The organism is Leptolyngbya sp. BL0902 (assembly GCF_016403105.1).
Lineage (GTDB): Bacteria > Cyanobacteriota > Cyanobacteriia > Phormidesmidales > Phormidesmidaceae > Nodosilinea.
The window spans coordinates 977,976-993,377 of sequence record NZ_CP046155.1 but is presented as its reverse complement, the minus strand read 5'-3'; the positions used below and the strand labels follow the sequence as shown (position 1 = coordinate 993,377).

Genomic DNA, 15,402 nt, shown 5'->3' with positions numbered 1-15,402 from the left:
TAAGGGAGTTAGGGGTTGAGGGGAAGGGGAGCGGGTTGGACGGGTTGGGCGGAGACGGTGAGGGGTTCGGGGGCAGGGACAGTGAGGGAAAGGGGTTCCTGGGTTGTCGCGGTCATCAGGGCTGGGGTTTGGGCGGGTTGGAGGATACTGATGCCCTGTTTTACCAGGTTTTGCAGAAAACCGATCTGGCGATTTTGCTGAATGACGGTGGATAGCCGCTGGGCAATGGCGTCCCAAGACAGGGCTTGGGTGGGGGTGCCTGCCAGGGCAGCTTGCTCGAAATAGTCGATGAGGCTCAGCCCAGCCATGCGGGTGAGGTAGGCGGCGCTGAGCCCCTGTACCATGCCTCCGGCCAGGTAGGTGGCAAAGTGGCTTTTGAGCACCAGGGTTAGCGCCTGGGTCGAGAGCTCCACCAGGCCCAGTTTTACAGTGAGTCCGGCCAGGGTGGAGGCAGCGGCCTTGGCGTCCTCCAGAGAAAGATTGAACCCGTAGATTTTGCCCAAGTCCATCATCAACTGGCCGTTGATGGCCACGGTGGCCAAGACATCTAGGGTGGGCACAGGGTTGGCCAAGGCAGCGGCAGCGGCCACCCACTGAAGCTGATCAATCAACGGCATCGCCCGCTGGCGACGCACCTGATTGATGTCCTGCTGAATCCGCTGGCGTAGGGCTTCCCCTTGGCGCAGCGTGGTTGCCGCCACCCAGGTTGGCCCCTGCTGAAGCACCTCAGACAATGCCTGATCCAGGTCGGCTAGTTGGGGCGGTACGGCCTCCTGAAATTCCTCCATGCCCCCTTCTGCCTGATGCCGCCGCACGGTGATGGGGCGAGGGTTGGCCGCCACCGCCACCACCTTCACCGATCCGGGAAGGCTCTCGCCCTGGCGCTGAAGTTGAGTAAGCACCGTTAGCCGATCCGTAGGGGCGTAATGGTCGGTTTTATTGAAGGCTACGATTACGCCCTGTCCGGCAATCACCCGCTGCCGAAGCTGCCCCAGGGCCGACGCCGTCAGGTCGCCATCCGTCACCCACAGCACCACATCGGCAGCGTCGAGGGCGGCTGGCACTGCATCAAGGTTGGACTCAGCCGGGTTGAACTCAGTCGGGCTGGGCTCCACCGCCCCCGATGGAATGAGGGCCGACTCAACAGGGAGAACTTCTGTCCAGGTGACGACTGGGCAACTGGTAACGTTCTCATCGCCCTCGCGATGGGCCGCAAGGGAGCCTGTCGATGTTGTGGTGAGGTGCTGAATCAAGGTACTTTTGCCGCTGCGCCGTTCCCCTAGCACCACACCCGTCAGGTTGGTACGGTCTAGAGCATGGGCCAACGCCTGACACTGGGCCTCGTAGGTTGCCATCCGAGTTGGGATGCCAACAACCAAGGCTGGCACCTCTGATTCTGGGATGAAAGCGGTCTCTTTTGCGAGGGTCTCAATCAGGCTGCGCAGGTCTCCAATCTGGGCTTCTACCCTAGCCCGATCTACCACCGGAGCGGCGACAGGTCGAGGACTGGCGGGCGACCCAGACGTTCGCTGCCGCCACCACCAAACCCCAGACCCTAAAGCCAAGGCGCTGAGCCAGGTAGAACCATCAAACGCGCTGAGGTGGGACGCCTCCAGTAACCACAGGGAGGCCGACAGGCCCAGCCCACCCACCACCAACGGGCGCTTCCAAAGGAATTGCTTCACTGCCATGGCGCTGCCTACCTCAACCTGAAACACAAAGCTGGCCCAAACCTGCTGCCGCTCTCCATTGTGGCAGACGGTCTACCCCCTATCCAGTGGGGACGACCTTACCTGGAGGGCGTAGTCATCCGCCCATTATCGCCACCAGAACGGGGTGGTTATCAGAGCGGGACTCTCTCAAGGCTGGCTCCCACGTCCCTCAAGCTGTCCTCAAGTCGTCCCAGGTGTGAAGCACAAAATCTGCCCCTGCGATGGGCGGTCGGCCCCAGGCGTCAGACACTGAAATAAAAGGGATTCCGGCATTTTGGGCCAGGGCATGGTCGGCCCAACTGTCCCCCACAATTACAGTATGGGCGACCTCCACCCCCATCCGCTGACCCAGGCGATACAGCAAATCCGGGGCGGGCTTGGGCGGCTCGTGAGCCTCGGTGCCCTGCCAGTCGTCTACCCAGGTCATGAGGTGATGGTGACGCAAAAACTCCGCGACGTTAGCTCCGCCATCGGAGGACAATACGCCGATTTTCAGCCCACCCTGCTTAAGGCGCTGAAGCATCGCCCCCGTGCCGGGGAAGGGCGGCGTATGACGCGCCTTAGGAATCAGATCCCGATCTGCTAGGTCAAACTGCTCGGACACCCAAGCTTCTAAGGCTTCGTTGGCTGGAATGCCCGCCCGTCGCAATACCTGAACCGCCGCTTCAATATTTGATTGCCGAGTCCCCGCCGCCATCAGCCCATCGGGGTTCATGGCGGTGTCCGTAATACCAAACATCGCCAAGAGATCCATAACGAGATCCCCTGGCGATGTTCGGGCTGAATGTGACCCACGAGGGACGACATCCGCACAGCGCTGACTACGCGCTTGGGCTAACTTAATGAGAAATTGCCGTGAATCCGCCAGGGTGCCGTCCTTGTCAAAAATGACGGCATTTACCCCTGGCAGAAACCGCTGACCACAACGGAGCACGGATAACCGCTAACCCTAGTCAACGGCGAGGGCGGCTTCCTCGTCCTCGTAAACCTCTTCACCGTGGAGGGCGGCTTCCTTCTCGGCGGCTTGCTTACGCAGGTTCTCGCGATACTTGGCAGCCATTTCCTCGGCTTTGTCGAACACGAGGTCGGGGTTCTTCACCATGTCGCCCGGTTCCGGCTCAAGCTGCTTGGTAGATAGGGAAATCCGACCGCGCTCGGCATCCAGGTCAATGATCATGACCTTGATTTCGTCGTTGACGTTTAGCACGCTGTGAGGCGTGTCAATGTGGTCGTGGGAAATTTCGGAAATGTGCAGCAGACCGCTGACGCCGCCGATGTCGATGAAGGCACCGTAGGGCTTGAGGCCGCGCACGGCACCCAGCACCACTTCGCCCACTTGCAGACCGTTCATCTTGCGCTCTACCAGGGCACGACGGTGGCTGAGCACCAGGCGGTTGCGCTCTTCGTCCACTTCCAGGAACTTCAGGGGCAGATCTTCGCCCACCAGGTCTTCCTTGGGCTTGCGGGTGCTGATGTGGGAACCGGGAATAAAGCCGCGCAGACCTTCGATCCGCACCAGGGCACCGCCTCGGTTGGTAGCAAACACGCCGGAGCGCACGGTGGCGTCTTCTTGCTGGAGCTGACGTACCCGTTCCCAGGCCCGCATGTACTCAATCCGGCGGATGGACAGGGTGAGCTGACCGTCTTCGTTTTCGTCGGTGAGGATGAAGAACTCGCGGGTTTCGTTGAAGCGCAGCACTTCTTCGGGATGATCCACGCGGTTGATGGACATTTCTTGGATGGGCAGATAAGCTGCCGTTTTAGCACCGATGTCAATCAGGGCACCTCTGGGCTCCAAGCTAAACACAGTCCCGGTCACGGTGTCGCCAGGATTGAAGTGGTAGTCGTACTTGTCCAGCAGTGCAGCAAAGTCTTCGTGTGTAAACCCGATTCCCGTGTCCTTTACGTCCTGATTGAGCATGCTAGTGTTTTCCTAAGGTTTTCTCCGTAAATACTGCGGTTTTCTGTGCAGACGTACAAAACAATCGACTCAGTGATATGGAGGCTCGTACCGTACACAAAATGCATCGGCCCGAGACAGCCCGATAAACCCACAGGATTACGATTATAACCGATGGGGCCATGATCTTGAAGAGGGGTTTTGAAAGATTCCGGGCGGGGCAGGCCTGGGGATTTTAGGAAGACAACGCGGGAGCGGGGTAGGTCAGCGGAGATTCTGCGGCCTGGTTCCCCTCCGACGGGGGACGATCTTCCTCGTACACCGAGGACTCAACATCCTGGAGCTGGCTGAGGGTGTCGGTAAAGTCGCGGATGCCCTGGAACTGGCGATAAACGGAGGCAAACCGGACAAAGGCGACTTCGTTGAGGGGGCGCAGTTTGGTCAGCACCATTTCGCCAATTTCGGCGCTGCTGACTTCTCGATGGTGGCGCTGTTGCAGTTCGGCCTCAATGTCATCAACAATGCCCTCCATCACTTGGGAGCAAACCGGGGTTTTTTCGCAGGCCCGCACAATGCCCCGCAGGAGTTTGGAACGGTCGAATAATTCTTGATCGGCGCTGCGTTTGATCACCGTCACCGGGACGTATTCGATGCGCTCGTAGGTGGTAAAGCGTCGCTCACACTGGAGGCATTCTCGCCGTCGCCGAATGCTGCGCCCCGACTCGGCAGCACGGGATTCTAGCACGCGATTATTGGGATGTTGGCAAAAAGGACAATGCATAGACACACCCCCAAGGGAGGACAATTCGCCCTGATCCCCGAGTTTCGATGGGCTGAGGCATCGACGCTGATGATGGCAAACCGGGGCGACCTTCAAAATCCAGAATCAGAACCTAGAAATTGACCGAAACGGCAGATTTTCTAGCGATTCACAAAACCATAACTTGTTCTCTATATTAAATAGATTCTGCCCAAATCGGTAAGTTATTCTGATTCGATTTCTTTTGGCCCGATATGGGGGACTGATTTCGTCCTGGTTGACTGACAAAACTTGCTAGAGTCCCTATTTGTCGAAGGGCCAGGAGACCTGACCCCTACGGGAGTCCAATGCTGTAGGGGCGCGGTTTTCGCACCCAACGCAGAATCCTTTGTCAGACCGTCAGGATTTCGCCACGGGGTTTACAGTAATTTACTGAAGACGGGGTAAGATCGCATCGTTTGGGGTTTAGGTGCTGCGCTACAAGTACCCTAAATCCCCCGCTAAATCGCATAATCGCAACCGGAGAGAGCACCCCTGTGAATAGCTTCAACGCCAAAACCACCCTGCCCGTTGGGGACAAAACCTACACGATTTATAGTCTGCCCGAAGCGGAAAAAAGCCTAGGTGATGTCAGCCGTTTGCCCTTTAGCCTGAAGGTGCTATTGGAAAACCTGCTGCGCTACGAAGACGGGCGCTCGGTGACGGCGGAGGATGTACGAGCCATTGCGACTTGGCTGCAAACCCAGACCTCTAATCGGGAAATTGCCTACCGTCCGGCGCGGGTGCTGATGCAGGACTTTACCGGGGTGCCTGCGGTGGTAGATCTCGCCGCCATGCGCGATGCCATGGTGAATCTGGGCGGCGATCCCAATAAGATCAATCCCCTGTCTCCGGTGGATTTGGTAATTGACCACTCGGTGATGGTGGATTCCTTTGGCAGCGACCATGCCTTTGGCGAAAACGTGGAGAAGGAATTTGAGCGCAACCACGAACGCTACGCCTTTTTGCGCTGGGGGCAGAATGCCTTTGATAACTTCCGGGTGGTGCCCCCCGGCACGGGCATTTGCCACCAGGTGAACCTGGAATACCTGGCCCAGGTGGTGTGGACGAAGGACGTGGACGGCGAAACCCAAGCCTACCCCGACACCCTGGTGGGCACCGACAGCCACACGACCATGATCAACGGCTTGGCGGTGCTGGGCTGGGGCGTGGGCGGCATTGAGGCCGAGGCGGCGATGCTGGGTCAACCCATTTCCATGCTAATTCCCGAAGTGGTGGGCTTTAAGCTGACCGGGCAACTGCCGGAAGGAGCCACCGCCACTGACCTAGTGCTGACCGTGGTGCAAATGCTGCGGGCCAAGGGCGTGGTGGGCAAGTTTGTGGAGTTCTACGGCAACGGGCTAGATCACCTCACCCTGGCGGATCGGGCCACCCTGGCCAACATGGCCCCAGAGTATGGTGCCACCTGCGGCTTCTTCCCCATCGATGCCGAAACCGTGAAGTATCTGGAGTTCTCCGGGCGTGACCCCGAACGCATTGCCCTGGTGGAAGCCTACGCCAAGGCCCAGGGCATGTGGCGCGATGCCAACACCCCCGACCCCGTCTTCACCGACAGCCTCTCCCTCAACCTGGCCACGGTGGAACCCTCCCTGGCAGGGCCAAAGCGTCCCCAGGATCGGGTGCGTCTGTCGGACTTGGCCAACCAGTTCAAGACCGCAGATTTCCCCGGTTTCAGCGGTAAGGACTACGCCGAGAAGCGCTCCGTGCCCGTGGCGGGGGCCGACTATCCCCTCACCGATGGCGATGTGGTGATTGCGGCGATCACGAGCTGCACCAACACCTCCAACCCCTCGGTGATGATTGGGGCAGGTCTGGTGGCCCGCAAAGCCCGCGAGAAAGGGCTGTCCGTGAAGCCCTGGGTGAAGACCTCCCTGGCACCGGGGAGCCAGGTGGTGAGCGACTATCTGGAAAAAGCCAACCTGCAAGCGGATCTCGATGCCCTGGGCTTTAACCTGGTGGGCTACGGCTGCACCACCTGCATCGGCAACTCTGGGCCCCTGCCCGCCCCCATCGCCAGCGCCATTGATGAAAACGATCTGGTCGTGGGTGCCGTCCTCTCTGGCAACCGCAACTTTGAGGGCCGCGTCAGCCCCCACACCAAGGCCAACTACCTGGCCTCGCCGCCCCTGGTGGTAGCCTACGCCATCGCCGGAAACCTGGCCATCGACCTGAAGAGCGACCCCATCGGCCAAGATTCCGCCGGAAATCCCGTCTACCTGAAGGACATCTGGCCCAGCGCCGCCGAAATCCAGGAAGTCATGGCCCAGGCGCTCACCCCCGAAATGTTCCGCAGCCGCTACAGCAACGTGTTCCTCGGCACCGAAAGCTGGCAGCAAATCGACACCGTGGAGCAGCAAACCTATCCCTGGCAGGGCGAAAGCACCTACGTGCAAAATCCGCCATACTTTGTGGAGATGGCCGCCAGCACCAGCGATCAGAGCTTCGGCGACATCCTCGGTGCCCGTCCCCTAGCCATCCTGGGCGACAGCATCACCACCGACCACATTTCCCCGGCAGGGGCGATTAAGGCCGACAGTCCGGCGGGTCACTACCTGGTGGGCAACAACGTGGTCGCGGCGGACTTCAACTCCTACGGTTCTCGGCGGGGCAACCACGAAATCATGATGCGCGGCACCTTTGCCAACATTCGCCTGAAAAACGAGATGGTACCCGGCTCCTCCGGCGGCGTCACCAAGCACATGCCCGATGGCGAAACCCTCTCCATTTACGATGCCTCGATGAAGTATCAGGCCGAGGGCACCCCCCTGATCGTCATCGCGGGCAAAGAATATGGCACCGGATCCTCCCGCGACTGGGCCGCCAAGGGCACCCGCCTGCTAGGGGTGAAAGCCGTCGTCGCCGAGAGCTTCGAGCGCATCCACCGTTCCAACCTGGTGGGTATGGGCGTGTTGCCGCTTCAGTTCACAGAGGGCACCCATCGCGGGGTGCTGAACCTGGATGGTTCCGAAACCTTCGATCTGAAGGGTCTCAGCGGCGGCATCCAGCCTGGGATGACCGTTAATCTGGTGATTCATCGCGCCGATGGCACCAGTACCGACGTGCCGCTCCTCTGCCGCATCGACACCCTCGATGAAGTGGAATACTTCCTCAACGGCGGCATTTTGCAGTACGTGTTGCGCCAGCTCCTCGCCGCTTAACGCCCCAGAGGACTGCATAGCCGAAACACAAGGGGCGCACTTTTTCAGAGTGCGCCCCTTGTGTTTGATCACCTGTTGGGCAAACCTGTTCTGCTGCTTGAGGAACATTGACACACCCCCAATCACACCAGTTCTTGAGTCCGGCATGGACGTGTATATCGGCAAGAGGTCGGAGACAGCAGAACCCAGTCTTGGCAAGCCTTAGCGGGTTCTGCTGCTACACATCTCCTGGCCGATAGGGTAAAGGCAGAAGAGACCCGTCTAGGAATTGGTCTTAGACCTTCTTCAGCCAGCTAAACATAGCCCGCAGATCCTTGCCCACTTCTTCGATGGGGTGCTCGGCTTCGCGGCGGCGCATGGCAGTAAAGCCAGCGTTACCGGACTGATTTTCCAGCACAAATTCACGGGCAAACTGTCCGGTTTGGATTTCCTTCAGCACCTTGCGCATTTCGGCGCGGGTTTCGTCGGTGATAATGCGGGGGCCACGGGTGTAGTCGCCGTACTCAGCGGTGTTGGAGATGCTGCGACGCATCTCAGCGAGGCCACCTTCCACGACGAGATCCACAATCAGCTTCACTTCGTGGAGACACTCGAAGTAGGCCAGTTCGGGCTGATAGCCAGCGTTCACTAGGGTCTCAAAGCCAGACTTGATCAGTTCGCTAAGGCCACCGCACAGCACCACCTGTTCGCCGAAGAGGTCGGTTTCGGTTTCTTCGCGGAAGGTGGTTTCTAGGATGCCAGCGCGGGTGCCGCCGATACCCTTGGCGTAGGCCATGGCGCGATCACGGGCCTGCCCGGTGGCGTCTTGGTGGACGGCAAACAGACAGGGGACACCTTGGCCCTCTTGGTAGGTGCGGCGCACCATGTGGCCGGGGCCTTTGGGGGCCACCATCACCACGTCCACGCTGGCGGGGGGCACAATTTGGCCGAAGTTGATGTTGAAGCCGTGGGCAAACAGCAGCACGTTCCCCGCCTCTAGGTTGGGGGCGATGGCTTCGGTGTAGATGGTCTTTTGCACTTCGTCGGGCAGCAGAATCATCACCCAGTCGGCCAGCTTGGCGGCTTCGGCCACGGGCTTCACGGTTAGCCCTTCGGCTTCGGCCTTGGCGGTGGATTTGCTACCTTCGTAGAGGCCCACAATGACATTGACGCCGCTGTCTTTGAGGTTGAGGGCGTGGGCGTGGCCCTGGGAACCATAGCCGATGATGGCCACGGTTTTGCCGTTGAGTAGGTCTAGGTTGGCGTCACTGTCGTAATACATGCGGGCCATGGATTGAGTCTCCTTGTTCTTCTGAGGCTGGGGCATTGAGATTGCCAGTCTATGATCTTACCAAAATGAGGAATGGTCAGACCGAGGAGAATCAAACCTGAGCGCTAGCCTTTCGTTCCGTCGGCCCCACCGAATAGCCCCCGACATCGGGTGGCGATGCTATCCATAGGCGTCTGTTATTTCTACCATCGAGAAAAAGTTATGCTGACGCCCTGCCACTTCAGAAAAATTATGTTAATTTAGTTTACAAGGATATTGAATTGTTTGCCCTCTATCCATTAGGAGTTATCTGCCATGGAAAGCAACGACAGCAAGTTTGGTTTTGTGGCTTTTGCTGAAACCTGGAATGGCCGTCTGGCAATGCTGGGCTTCGTGATCGGTGTAGCTACCGAACTGCTCACTGGCCAAGGGATTTTGTCTCAGATTGGTTTGATGTAATCTTCACCTACCCATCGCTAGGTTTTGATCTGACGATGGCATAGGTTCCTGAAAGGTCATCACTTAAGATAATCAAAGATGATAGGGAAGTCCGATGGGCTTCCCTTTTTCGTCGATCCTCGTTGACCCTTTCTTGTGGGGAGCAACACACTAGGCCAAGCACCCCAGCAGGCTAAGGCTTCCGAACGCAGTTCAGCATAGCTGCCTAGGGAGGAGGCTGAACGAAGGATTGAGGCCCCCACCCTAGGCAGGAGTGGCCCTAGAGTCAGCCATCCCCAAGCGGTGTAGCTGATCAAATAGTTGTTTTACCAAAGCCAGGTTTTTTACGCCGGGGCAGGTTTCAACGCCGCTGGACAGATCAATGCCGTAGGGGTGGAGGCTGCGGAGAGCCTGCTGAATATTATCGGGACGCAGCCCCCCCGCCAGGAACCAAGGACAGGGCGCAACAAAGGTGCCAAGGGCCTGCCAGTCTAGGGTAAGCCCAGTGCCACCGAGCTGATCGGGGTGGTAGGCATCGAGTAGGAGCGCGTCCACCGGGTCGGCATAGGCAAGCGCCTGGTCAAGATCTGCCGGGGTGCGGACACGAATCGCTTTGATAATGCGGTGCTGAGGCAGGGCTTGGCGCAGCGCCTGACAGAACTCCAGGGATTCAGCCCCATGGAGTTGGACGGTATTGAGCCCCGTTTGATGAACCACCTCAAGGATGGTCTCAGCCTCGGCATTGGCAAAAACGCCCACGGTACCCCCCATCCAACCATCGGCAGCGAGGGCTTTGAGCAGGGCGGCAATAGCAACCGGAGCAACGTAGCGGGGAGACTGGGCCACGCAGATAAACCCGAGGTCAGTGGCCCCCAGATGCGCGATAGCCAAGGCTTGATCGACCTGGGTGATGCCGCAAATTTTGACCTGCATACTCGACCTACATGTTAACTCTATTGAACATTCCACCAGTTCGATTCTACGGCTTCCTATAATCCAGAATGATTCAAAACTGCTTTAGTTGGGAGACATAACATTGCTGAATACCGCACTGCTCATGGCCTTCACCACCCCCACCACCGCCGAATGGTCCTTTAAGGTGGCGCTGATTATGATCACCTGCAATTTGTTTGTGCTGGCCATTGGCAAATACGCCATCCAGCGGCCTGGGGTGGGGCCTGCCCTGCCCGTCAGCCTGCCCATGGTGTTTGAGGGCTTTGGCCTGCCCGAATTACTTGCCATCGGTAGCTTGGGCCACATCCTGGGCGCTGGGATGATTTTGGGCCTAGGCAACGCGGGCCTATTGTAGAGCGTCTGTCGTGCTCTTCCAGGCAGTTGTCTAGAATAGGAACATCTCTCCCTCCCTCTGTCCCCTAGTTGACCGGGTGAGGGGGTGTTCTTCAGAGGATTTGGCAATGCAATCTGGCTGGCGCGTGGGGTCTATTCTTGGTATTCCCCTCTTTATCGACCGTTCTTGGTTCATCATCCTGGCTTTGATTACCCTCGCCAACGGGATCAACCCTGAATGGCAGACGGCGTGGGGAGACTTGGCCTGGGTGATGGGCTTTGCCATGGCGCTGCTGTTGTTTGGCTCAGTGCTGCTCCACGAACTGGGTCACAGCGTTGCGGCCAAGGTGCAGGGCATCGGGGTCAACTCCATCACGCTGTTTCTCTTTGGAGGCATTGCCTCCATTGATCGCGAATCTAAAACCCCCTGGGGAGCCCTGAAGGTCGCCATCGCAGGGCCGCTGGTGAGTTTTGGACTTTTTGTACTGCTGTCCATCCTGGTGCAGGGGGTAAGTTTACCCCAGCCCATCACCGTCGTGTTGATGAACGTCGCCTACATTAACCTGGTGCTAACGCTGTTTAACCTCATTCCCGGTCTGCCCCTGGATGGGGGCCAAGTGCTGAAAGCCGTGGTGTGGAAAATGACCAACAGCCGGATGCAGGGAATTCGCTGGGCGGCGCGGTCGGGGCAAATTCTGGGCTGGCTGGCCATTGCCCTGGGCCTCGGACGAGTGCTGCTGAACCAAGACTATTCTGGTCTGTGGATTGCCGCCATTGGCTGGTTTGCCCTCCGCAACGCCGCCGCCTACCAGCAAGTCACCAGTCTGCAAGAGGCCATGCTAGCCCTCACCGCCGCCGATGCCATGGGGCGCGATTTTCGGGTGGTGGATGCCCACACCAGCCTGCGCGACTTTGCCGAAGCCTATCTGCTAGAGGATCAGCATCCCCCCGTCTACTTTGCCGCCTCCGAGGGGCGCTATCGGGGCCTGGTCAGCATTGATTCCATCCGCACCATTGAGCGCGGCCAGTGGAACCAGCGCACCCTCCAGGACATCGCCCAACCCCTGCTCACCATTCCCTCCGTGCGCGAAACCACCCCCCTCACCGAGGTAATCGCCAAACTAGAGGATCTTGCCCTACCCCGCCTCACGGTCCTCACCCCCGCCGACGCTGTGGCAGGCGTGCTTGACCGGGGAGACATCGTCCGCGCCATTGCCGACCGCCTTGGGCTGGGCGTCGCCCCAGCGATGATTCAGCGCATCAAAGAAGAGGGTGCCTATCCCCCCGGCCTTCAGTTAGCGGCCATTGCCCGTACCGTTGCCGACGACTAGCCCCCTCCCTCTGCCCCCGAATGGTCTCAAGCCATCGGGGGCCAATCCAGGCTGGAGGTCTAGCCCTCGCGCACTTTTTCAGACCACACGCGGGTGGGCAGACCCCACACGTAAATAAAGCCCTCGGCGGCCTTGTGGTCAAACTGGTCGTCGGAACTGTAGGTGGCCAGGGATTCGCTGTACAGGGCCAGGTCAGACTTGCGGCCTACAACGCGGGCGTTGCCTTTGAACAGCTTCATCCGCACGGTGCCCGTCACGCGCTCCTGGGTTTGCTGAATGAAGGCATCCAGGGCCAGCTTCAGGGGGCTGTACCAGAGACCGTTGTAGACTAGGCGGCTGTAGGTTTCTTCGATGCCGCGCTTGTACTGGGTAACATCGGAGGTGAGGGTGAGGCTTTCCAGATCGCGGTGGGCGTCGATCAGCACCAGCAGGGCCGGGGCTTCGTAGATTTCGCGGGATTTGATCCCCACCAGGCGGTTTTCCACCATGTCGATGCGGCCTACCCCGTGGCGTCCGGCGATGTCGTTAATTTGGGTGATCAGCTCCACCGGAGCTAGGGCGGCACCGTTGAGGTGGGTGGGGATGCCCTTGGTAAAGCCGATCTCGATGTATTCCGGCTGGTCGGGGGTGGCTTCGATGGCCTGGGTCATGAGGAACACCTCTTCTAGGGGTTCGTTCATGGGGTCTTCTAGGGGGCCAGCTTCGATGCTGCGGCCCAGCAGGTTGCGGTCGATGCTGTAGGGGCTAGATTTTTTCACCGGGAAGGCGAGGCCCATTTTTTCGCCGTAGGCAATGGTTTCTTCGCGACCCATGCCCCACTCACGGGCGGGGGCAAGGACTTTCAGGCCGGGGTTGAGGGCGGCGATGGCCACATCAAAGCGCACCTGGTCGTTGCCTTTTCCGGTGCAGCCGTGGGCCACCGCATCGGCACCGTAGCGGTCTGCCGCCTCCACCAGGGCCTTGGCGATCAGGGGACGGGCCAGGGCGGTGGAGAGGGGGTAGCGGTTTTCGTAGAGGGCGTTGGCCTGGATGGCGGGGAAGGCGTAGTCGGTGATGAATTCTTCCGTCAGGTCGGCCACTAGGGACTCCTTCACCCCGGCGGTGAGCGCCTTGAGGCGAATGGGTTCCAGTTCATCCCCTTGGCCCAGGTCGGCGGCGAGGGTGATGACCTCCTTCACGCCCCATTCATTCATCAGGTAGGGAATACAAACGGTGGTATCCACCCCACCGGAATAGGCTAAAACAACTTTCTCTGCGCGACCCATGGTCAATCCCTGCTATTGCATTACAGGGGTAATATTATCCACGGTTTCTTGCCTTGGCTCACACTGGTTTAGCAAGATCCGATGACATCGCTGGGGGAATGGGAGGCATTTCCAGGCCAATCCAGTTGAATATCTGGTTCTTTTAGGGATTTATCCGGCACCACAGATCGCTAGGCTACAGATGGCTAGCCTAAAGCAAGGCTGCGGTAGGATTAGCCCAACCCGCTTTTGTGACTCCCTCGGTATCTTATCGTTATTATTGGTGCCCCCCCATGACCCTTAGTGACGCCCTGCAAGAAGTTCGCCAGCGTGATCGGGCCTATCTGTCGGCCCAAAACCCCTACGAACACCTCCAGGCTCTCCACGAGATTTGGCCCATTGTGGCGGAAAAATATGGCGACATCGTGGCGCTCAACGACCCCCACTACAAACCCGCCGCCACCTTCACCTATCGGCAACTGGGGGAGGCCATCCGCACCTTTGCCAGCGGCTTGCAGGCCTTGGGCATTGAAAACCGTACCCATGTGGCCCTGTTTGCCGATAACAGCCACCGCTGGTTCATTGCCGACCAGGGAATTATGACCGCCGGGGGCATGGATGCCGTGCGGAGTGGCACCGCCGACACCGAGGAACTGCTCTACATTGCCGAACACAGCGAAAGTACGATGCTGGTGGTGGAGAACGTCGCCCTGCTGAAGCGCCTGGGGGATCGCCTGGAGTCCCTGCCCATTCCCCTGGTGATTCTGCTGTCTGACGAAGAACCGCCCGCCGATGAACGGCTGAAAATCCTGAATTTTAGCCAACTGATGGCCCTAGGGCAGGAGCACCCCTACACCCCCGTCACCATTAAACCGGAGGACTTGGCGACGCTGATCTACACCTCCGGCACCACGGGCCAGCCCAAGGGGGTGATGCTGAGCCATCGCAACCTGCTGCACCAAATCAACACCCTGCGGTCGGTGGTGCAGCCCGAACCAGGGGATCGAGTGGTGGGGATTTTGCCCTCCTGGCACAGCTTCGAGCGCACGGCGGAATACTTTTTGCTGTCCAATGGGTGCAGCCAAATCTACAGCAACATTCGCCACCTCAAAACCGATCTAAAAAGCACCAAACCCCAGTACATGGTGGGGGTGCCTCGCCTGTGGGAATCCATCTATGAAGGGGCGCAGAAGCAGTTTCGGGAGCAGAGCCCTGGCAAGCAAAAGCTGATCTTCACCTGCTTCGGCCTCAGCGAGCGCTACGTCACCCACCTCTGGCGCTACCAGGACATGAAAATCGACGCCCCCAACCTGTCCACCGTGGAGCGACTGAGTTCGGGGATCGCCGCCCTGGCCCTGTGGCCCCTGCACCAAGTGGGCAAAGCCTTGGTCTACGGCAAGGTGCGCCAAGCCACCGGGGGTGAGGTGAAGCAACTGATCAGCGGCGGCGGCTCCCTGGCGCGGCACATTGACAGCTTCTTTGAAATTATCGGCGTACCCCTGCTGGTGGGCTACGGCCTCACGGAAACCGCCCCCGTCCTCTCCGCCCGTCGCCCCTGGAGCAACCTGCGCGGCGCGGCGGGGCAACCCATCCCCTTCACCGAAATCAAGGTGGTGGATTTGGAAACCCGCCAGGAAGTCCCCCAGGGCAGTCAAGGTCTTGTCCTAGCACGGGGGCCGCAGGTGATGGAGGGTTACTACCGCAACCCCGAAGCTACCCAAAAGGCCATCGACCCCGAAGGCTGGTTCGACACGGGCGACCTGGGCTGGATTAGCAAAGACGGTAACGTCGTCCTCACCGGACGGGCCAAGGACACCATCGTCCTCACCAACGGCGAAAACATCGAACCCCAGCCCATCGAAGACGCCTGCATCCGCAGCCCCTACATCGACCAAATTATGGTGGTGGGGCAGGATCAGCGATCCCTCGGTGCCCTGGTGGTGCCCAATGTGGACGCCCTGCAAGCCTGGGCCGCTAGCCAGTCCCTCTTCATCGCCATTCCAGGGGATGAAACCCCCGTACCCGAGGGCATGGGCACCATCACCCTAGAGGACGACCGCATCCAAAAGCTCCTGCGCGACGAAATGGTGCGTCAGGTGAAAAACCGTCCCGGCTATCGGCCCGACGACCGCATTGGCCCCTTCCGCCTGGTGATCGAACCCTTCTCCATTGAAAATGGATTGCTTACACAAACCTTAAAAGTTCGTCGCCCCGTGGTGACTGAACGGTATCGCGATATGATTGACGCTATGTTTGTATAGGC

At 59.2% G+C, this 15,402-nt stretch carries 12 protein-coding genes; 5 read left to right on the top strand and 7 right to left on the bottom strand.

Features of this window, described 5'->3' with window-relative positions:
* Positions 1 to 8: 8 nt before the first annotated feature.
* The 4 genes from GFS31_RS04505 to nrdR all read right to left on the bottom strand — a co-directional run bounded on the left by GFS31_RS04505 (position 9) and on the right by nrdR (position 4,393).
* Positions 9 to 1,691: a DUF697 domain-containing protein gene (locus GFS31_RS04505; protein ID WP_198807066.1), complete on the bottom strand. Its 1,683-nt coding sequence runs from the start codon at positions 1,689 to 1,691 to the stop codon at positions 9 to 11.
* Between the two features lie 190 nt (positions 1,692 to 1,881).
* Positions 1,882 to 2,646 (bottom strand): HAD family hydrolase, encoded by a 765-nt coding sequence (locus tag GFS31_RS04500; RefSeq protein ID WP_198807065.1) that lies wholly within the window; start codon positions 2,644 to 2,646, stop codon positions 1,882 to 1,884.
* A 15-nt stretch (positions 2,647 to 2,661) separates the two neighbouring features.
* On the bottom strand, positions 2,662 to 3,633 hold the full coding sequence (locus GFS31_RS04495) for a 30S ribosomal protein S1 (protein WP_198807064.1): 972 nt from the start codon (positions 3,631 to 3,633) through the stop codon (positions 2,662 to 2,664).
* Between the two features lie 214 nt (positions 3,634 to 3,847).
* The gene (nrdR, locus tag GFS31_RS04490; RefSeq protein ID WP_198807063.1) at positions 3,848 to 4,393 is read right to left on the bottom strand and encodes a transcriptional regulator NrdR; all 546 of its coding nucleotides are present in this window, start codon (positions 4,391 to 4,393) and stop codon (positions 3,848 to 3,850) included.
* A gap of 515 nt (positions 4,394 to 4,908) precedes the next feature.
* Here nrdR and acnA point away from each other — a divergent pair.
* Positions 4,909 to 7,590, top strand: a complete 2,682-nt coding sequence (acnA, locus tag GFS31_RS04485; RefSeq protein ID WP_198807062.1) for an aconitate hydratase AcnA — start codon at positions 4,909 to 4,911, stop codon at positions 7,588 to 7,590.
* Positions 7,591 to 7,864: 274 nt separating this feature from the next.
* Here acnA and ilvC read toward each other — a convergent pair whose 3' ends face one another.
* The gene (gene ilvC / locus GFS31_RS04480) at positions 7,865 to 8,860 is read right to left on the bottom strand and encodes a ketol-acid reductoisomerase (RefSeq protein ID WP_198807061.1); all 996 of its coding nucleotides are present in this window, start codon (positions 8,858 to 8,860) and stop codon (positions 7,865 to 7,867) included.
* A gap of 294 nt (positions 8,861 to 9,154) precedes the next feature.
* On the opposite strand from ilvC, the gene GFS31_RS04475 reads away from it, so the two are divergent.
* Positions 9,155 to 9,298 carry a chlorophyll a/b-binding protein gene (locus GFS31_RS04475; RefSeq protein WP_198807060.1) on the top strand — a complete coding sequence of 48 codons (144 nt, stop codon included), beginning with the start codon at positions 9,155 to 9,157 and terminating at the stop codon, positions 9,296 to 9,298.
* Positions 9,299 to 9,541: 243 nt separating this feature from the next.
* On the opposite strand, the gene GFS31_RS04470 is transcribed toward GFS31_RS04475, so the two are convergent.
* Positions 9,542 to 10,210 (bottom strand): phosphoribosylanthranilate isomerase, encoded by a 669-nt coding sequence (locus GFS31_RS04470; RefSeq protein WP_198807059.1) that lies wholly within the window; start codon positions 10,208 to 10,210, stop codon positions 9,542 to 9,544.
* 103 nt (positions 10,211 to 10,313) lie between these two features.
* Between GFS31_RS04470 and psaK the strand changes: the two genes are divergently transcribed.
* Positions 10,314 to 10,586, top strand: a complete 273-nt coding sequence (gene psaK, locus GFS31_RS04465) for a photosystem I reaction center subunit PsaK (RefSeq protein WP_263974901.1) — start codon at positions 10,314 to 10,316, stop codon at positions 10,584 to 10,586.
* 106 nt (positions 10,587 to 10,692) lie between these two features.
* Entirely contained in the window at positions 10,693 to 11,895 is a 1,203-nt protein-coding gene (locus GFS31_RS04460) for a site-2 protease family protein (protein ID WP_198807058.1), read from the top strand.
* A 59-nt stretch (positions 11,896 to 11,954) separates the two neighbouring features.
* On the opposite strand, the gene GFS31_RS04455 is transcribed toward GFS31_RS04460, so the two are convergent.
* The gene (locus GFS31_RS04455; RefSeq protein WP_198807057.1) at positions 11,955 to 13,160 is read right to left on the bottom strand and encodes an argininosuccinate synthase; all 1,206 of its coding nucleotides are present in this window, start codon (positions 13,158 to 13,160) and stop codon (positions 11,955 to 11,957) included.
* Positions 13,161 to 13,432: 272 nt separating this feature from the next.
* On the opposite strand from GFS31_RS04455, the gene GFS31_RS04450 reads away from it, so the two are divergent.
* A complete protein-coding gene (locus tag GFS31_RS04450) occupies positions 13,433 to 15,400 on the top strand; it encodes a long-chain fatty acid--CoA ligase (protein ID WP_198807056.1) in 1,968 nt (655 codons plus the stop codon).
* Positions 15,401 to 15,402 lie beyond the last annotated feature (2 nt).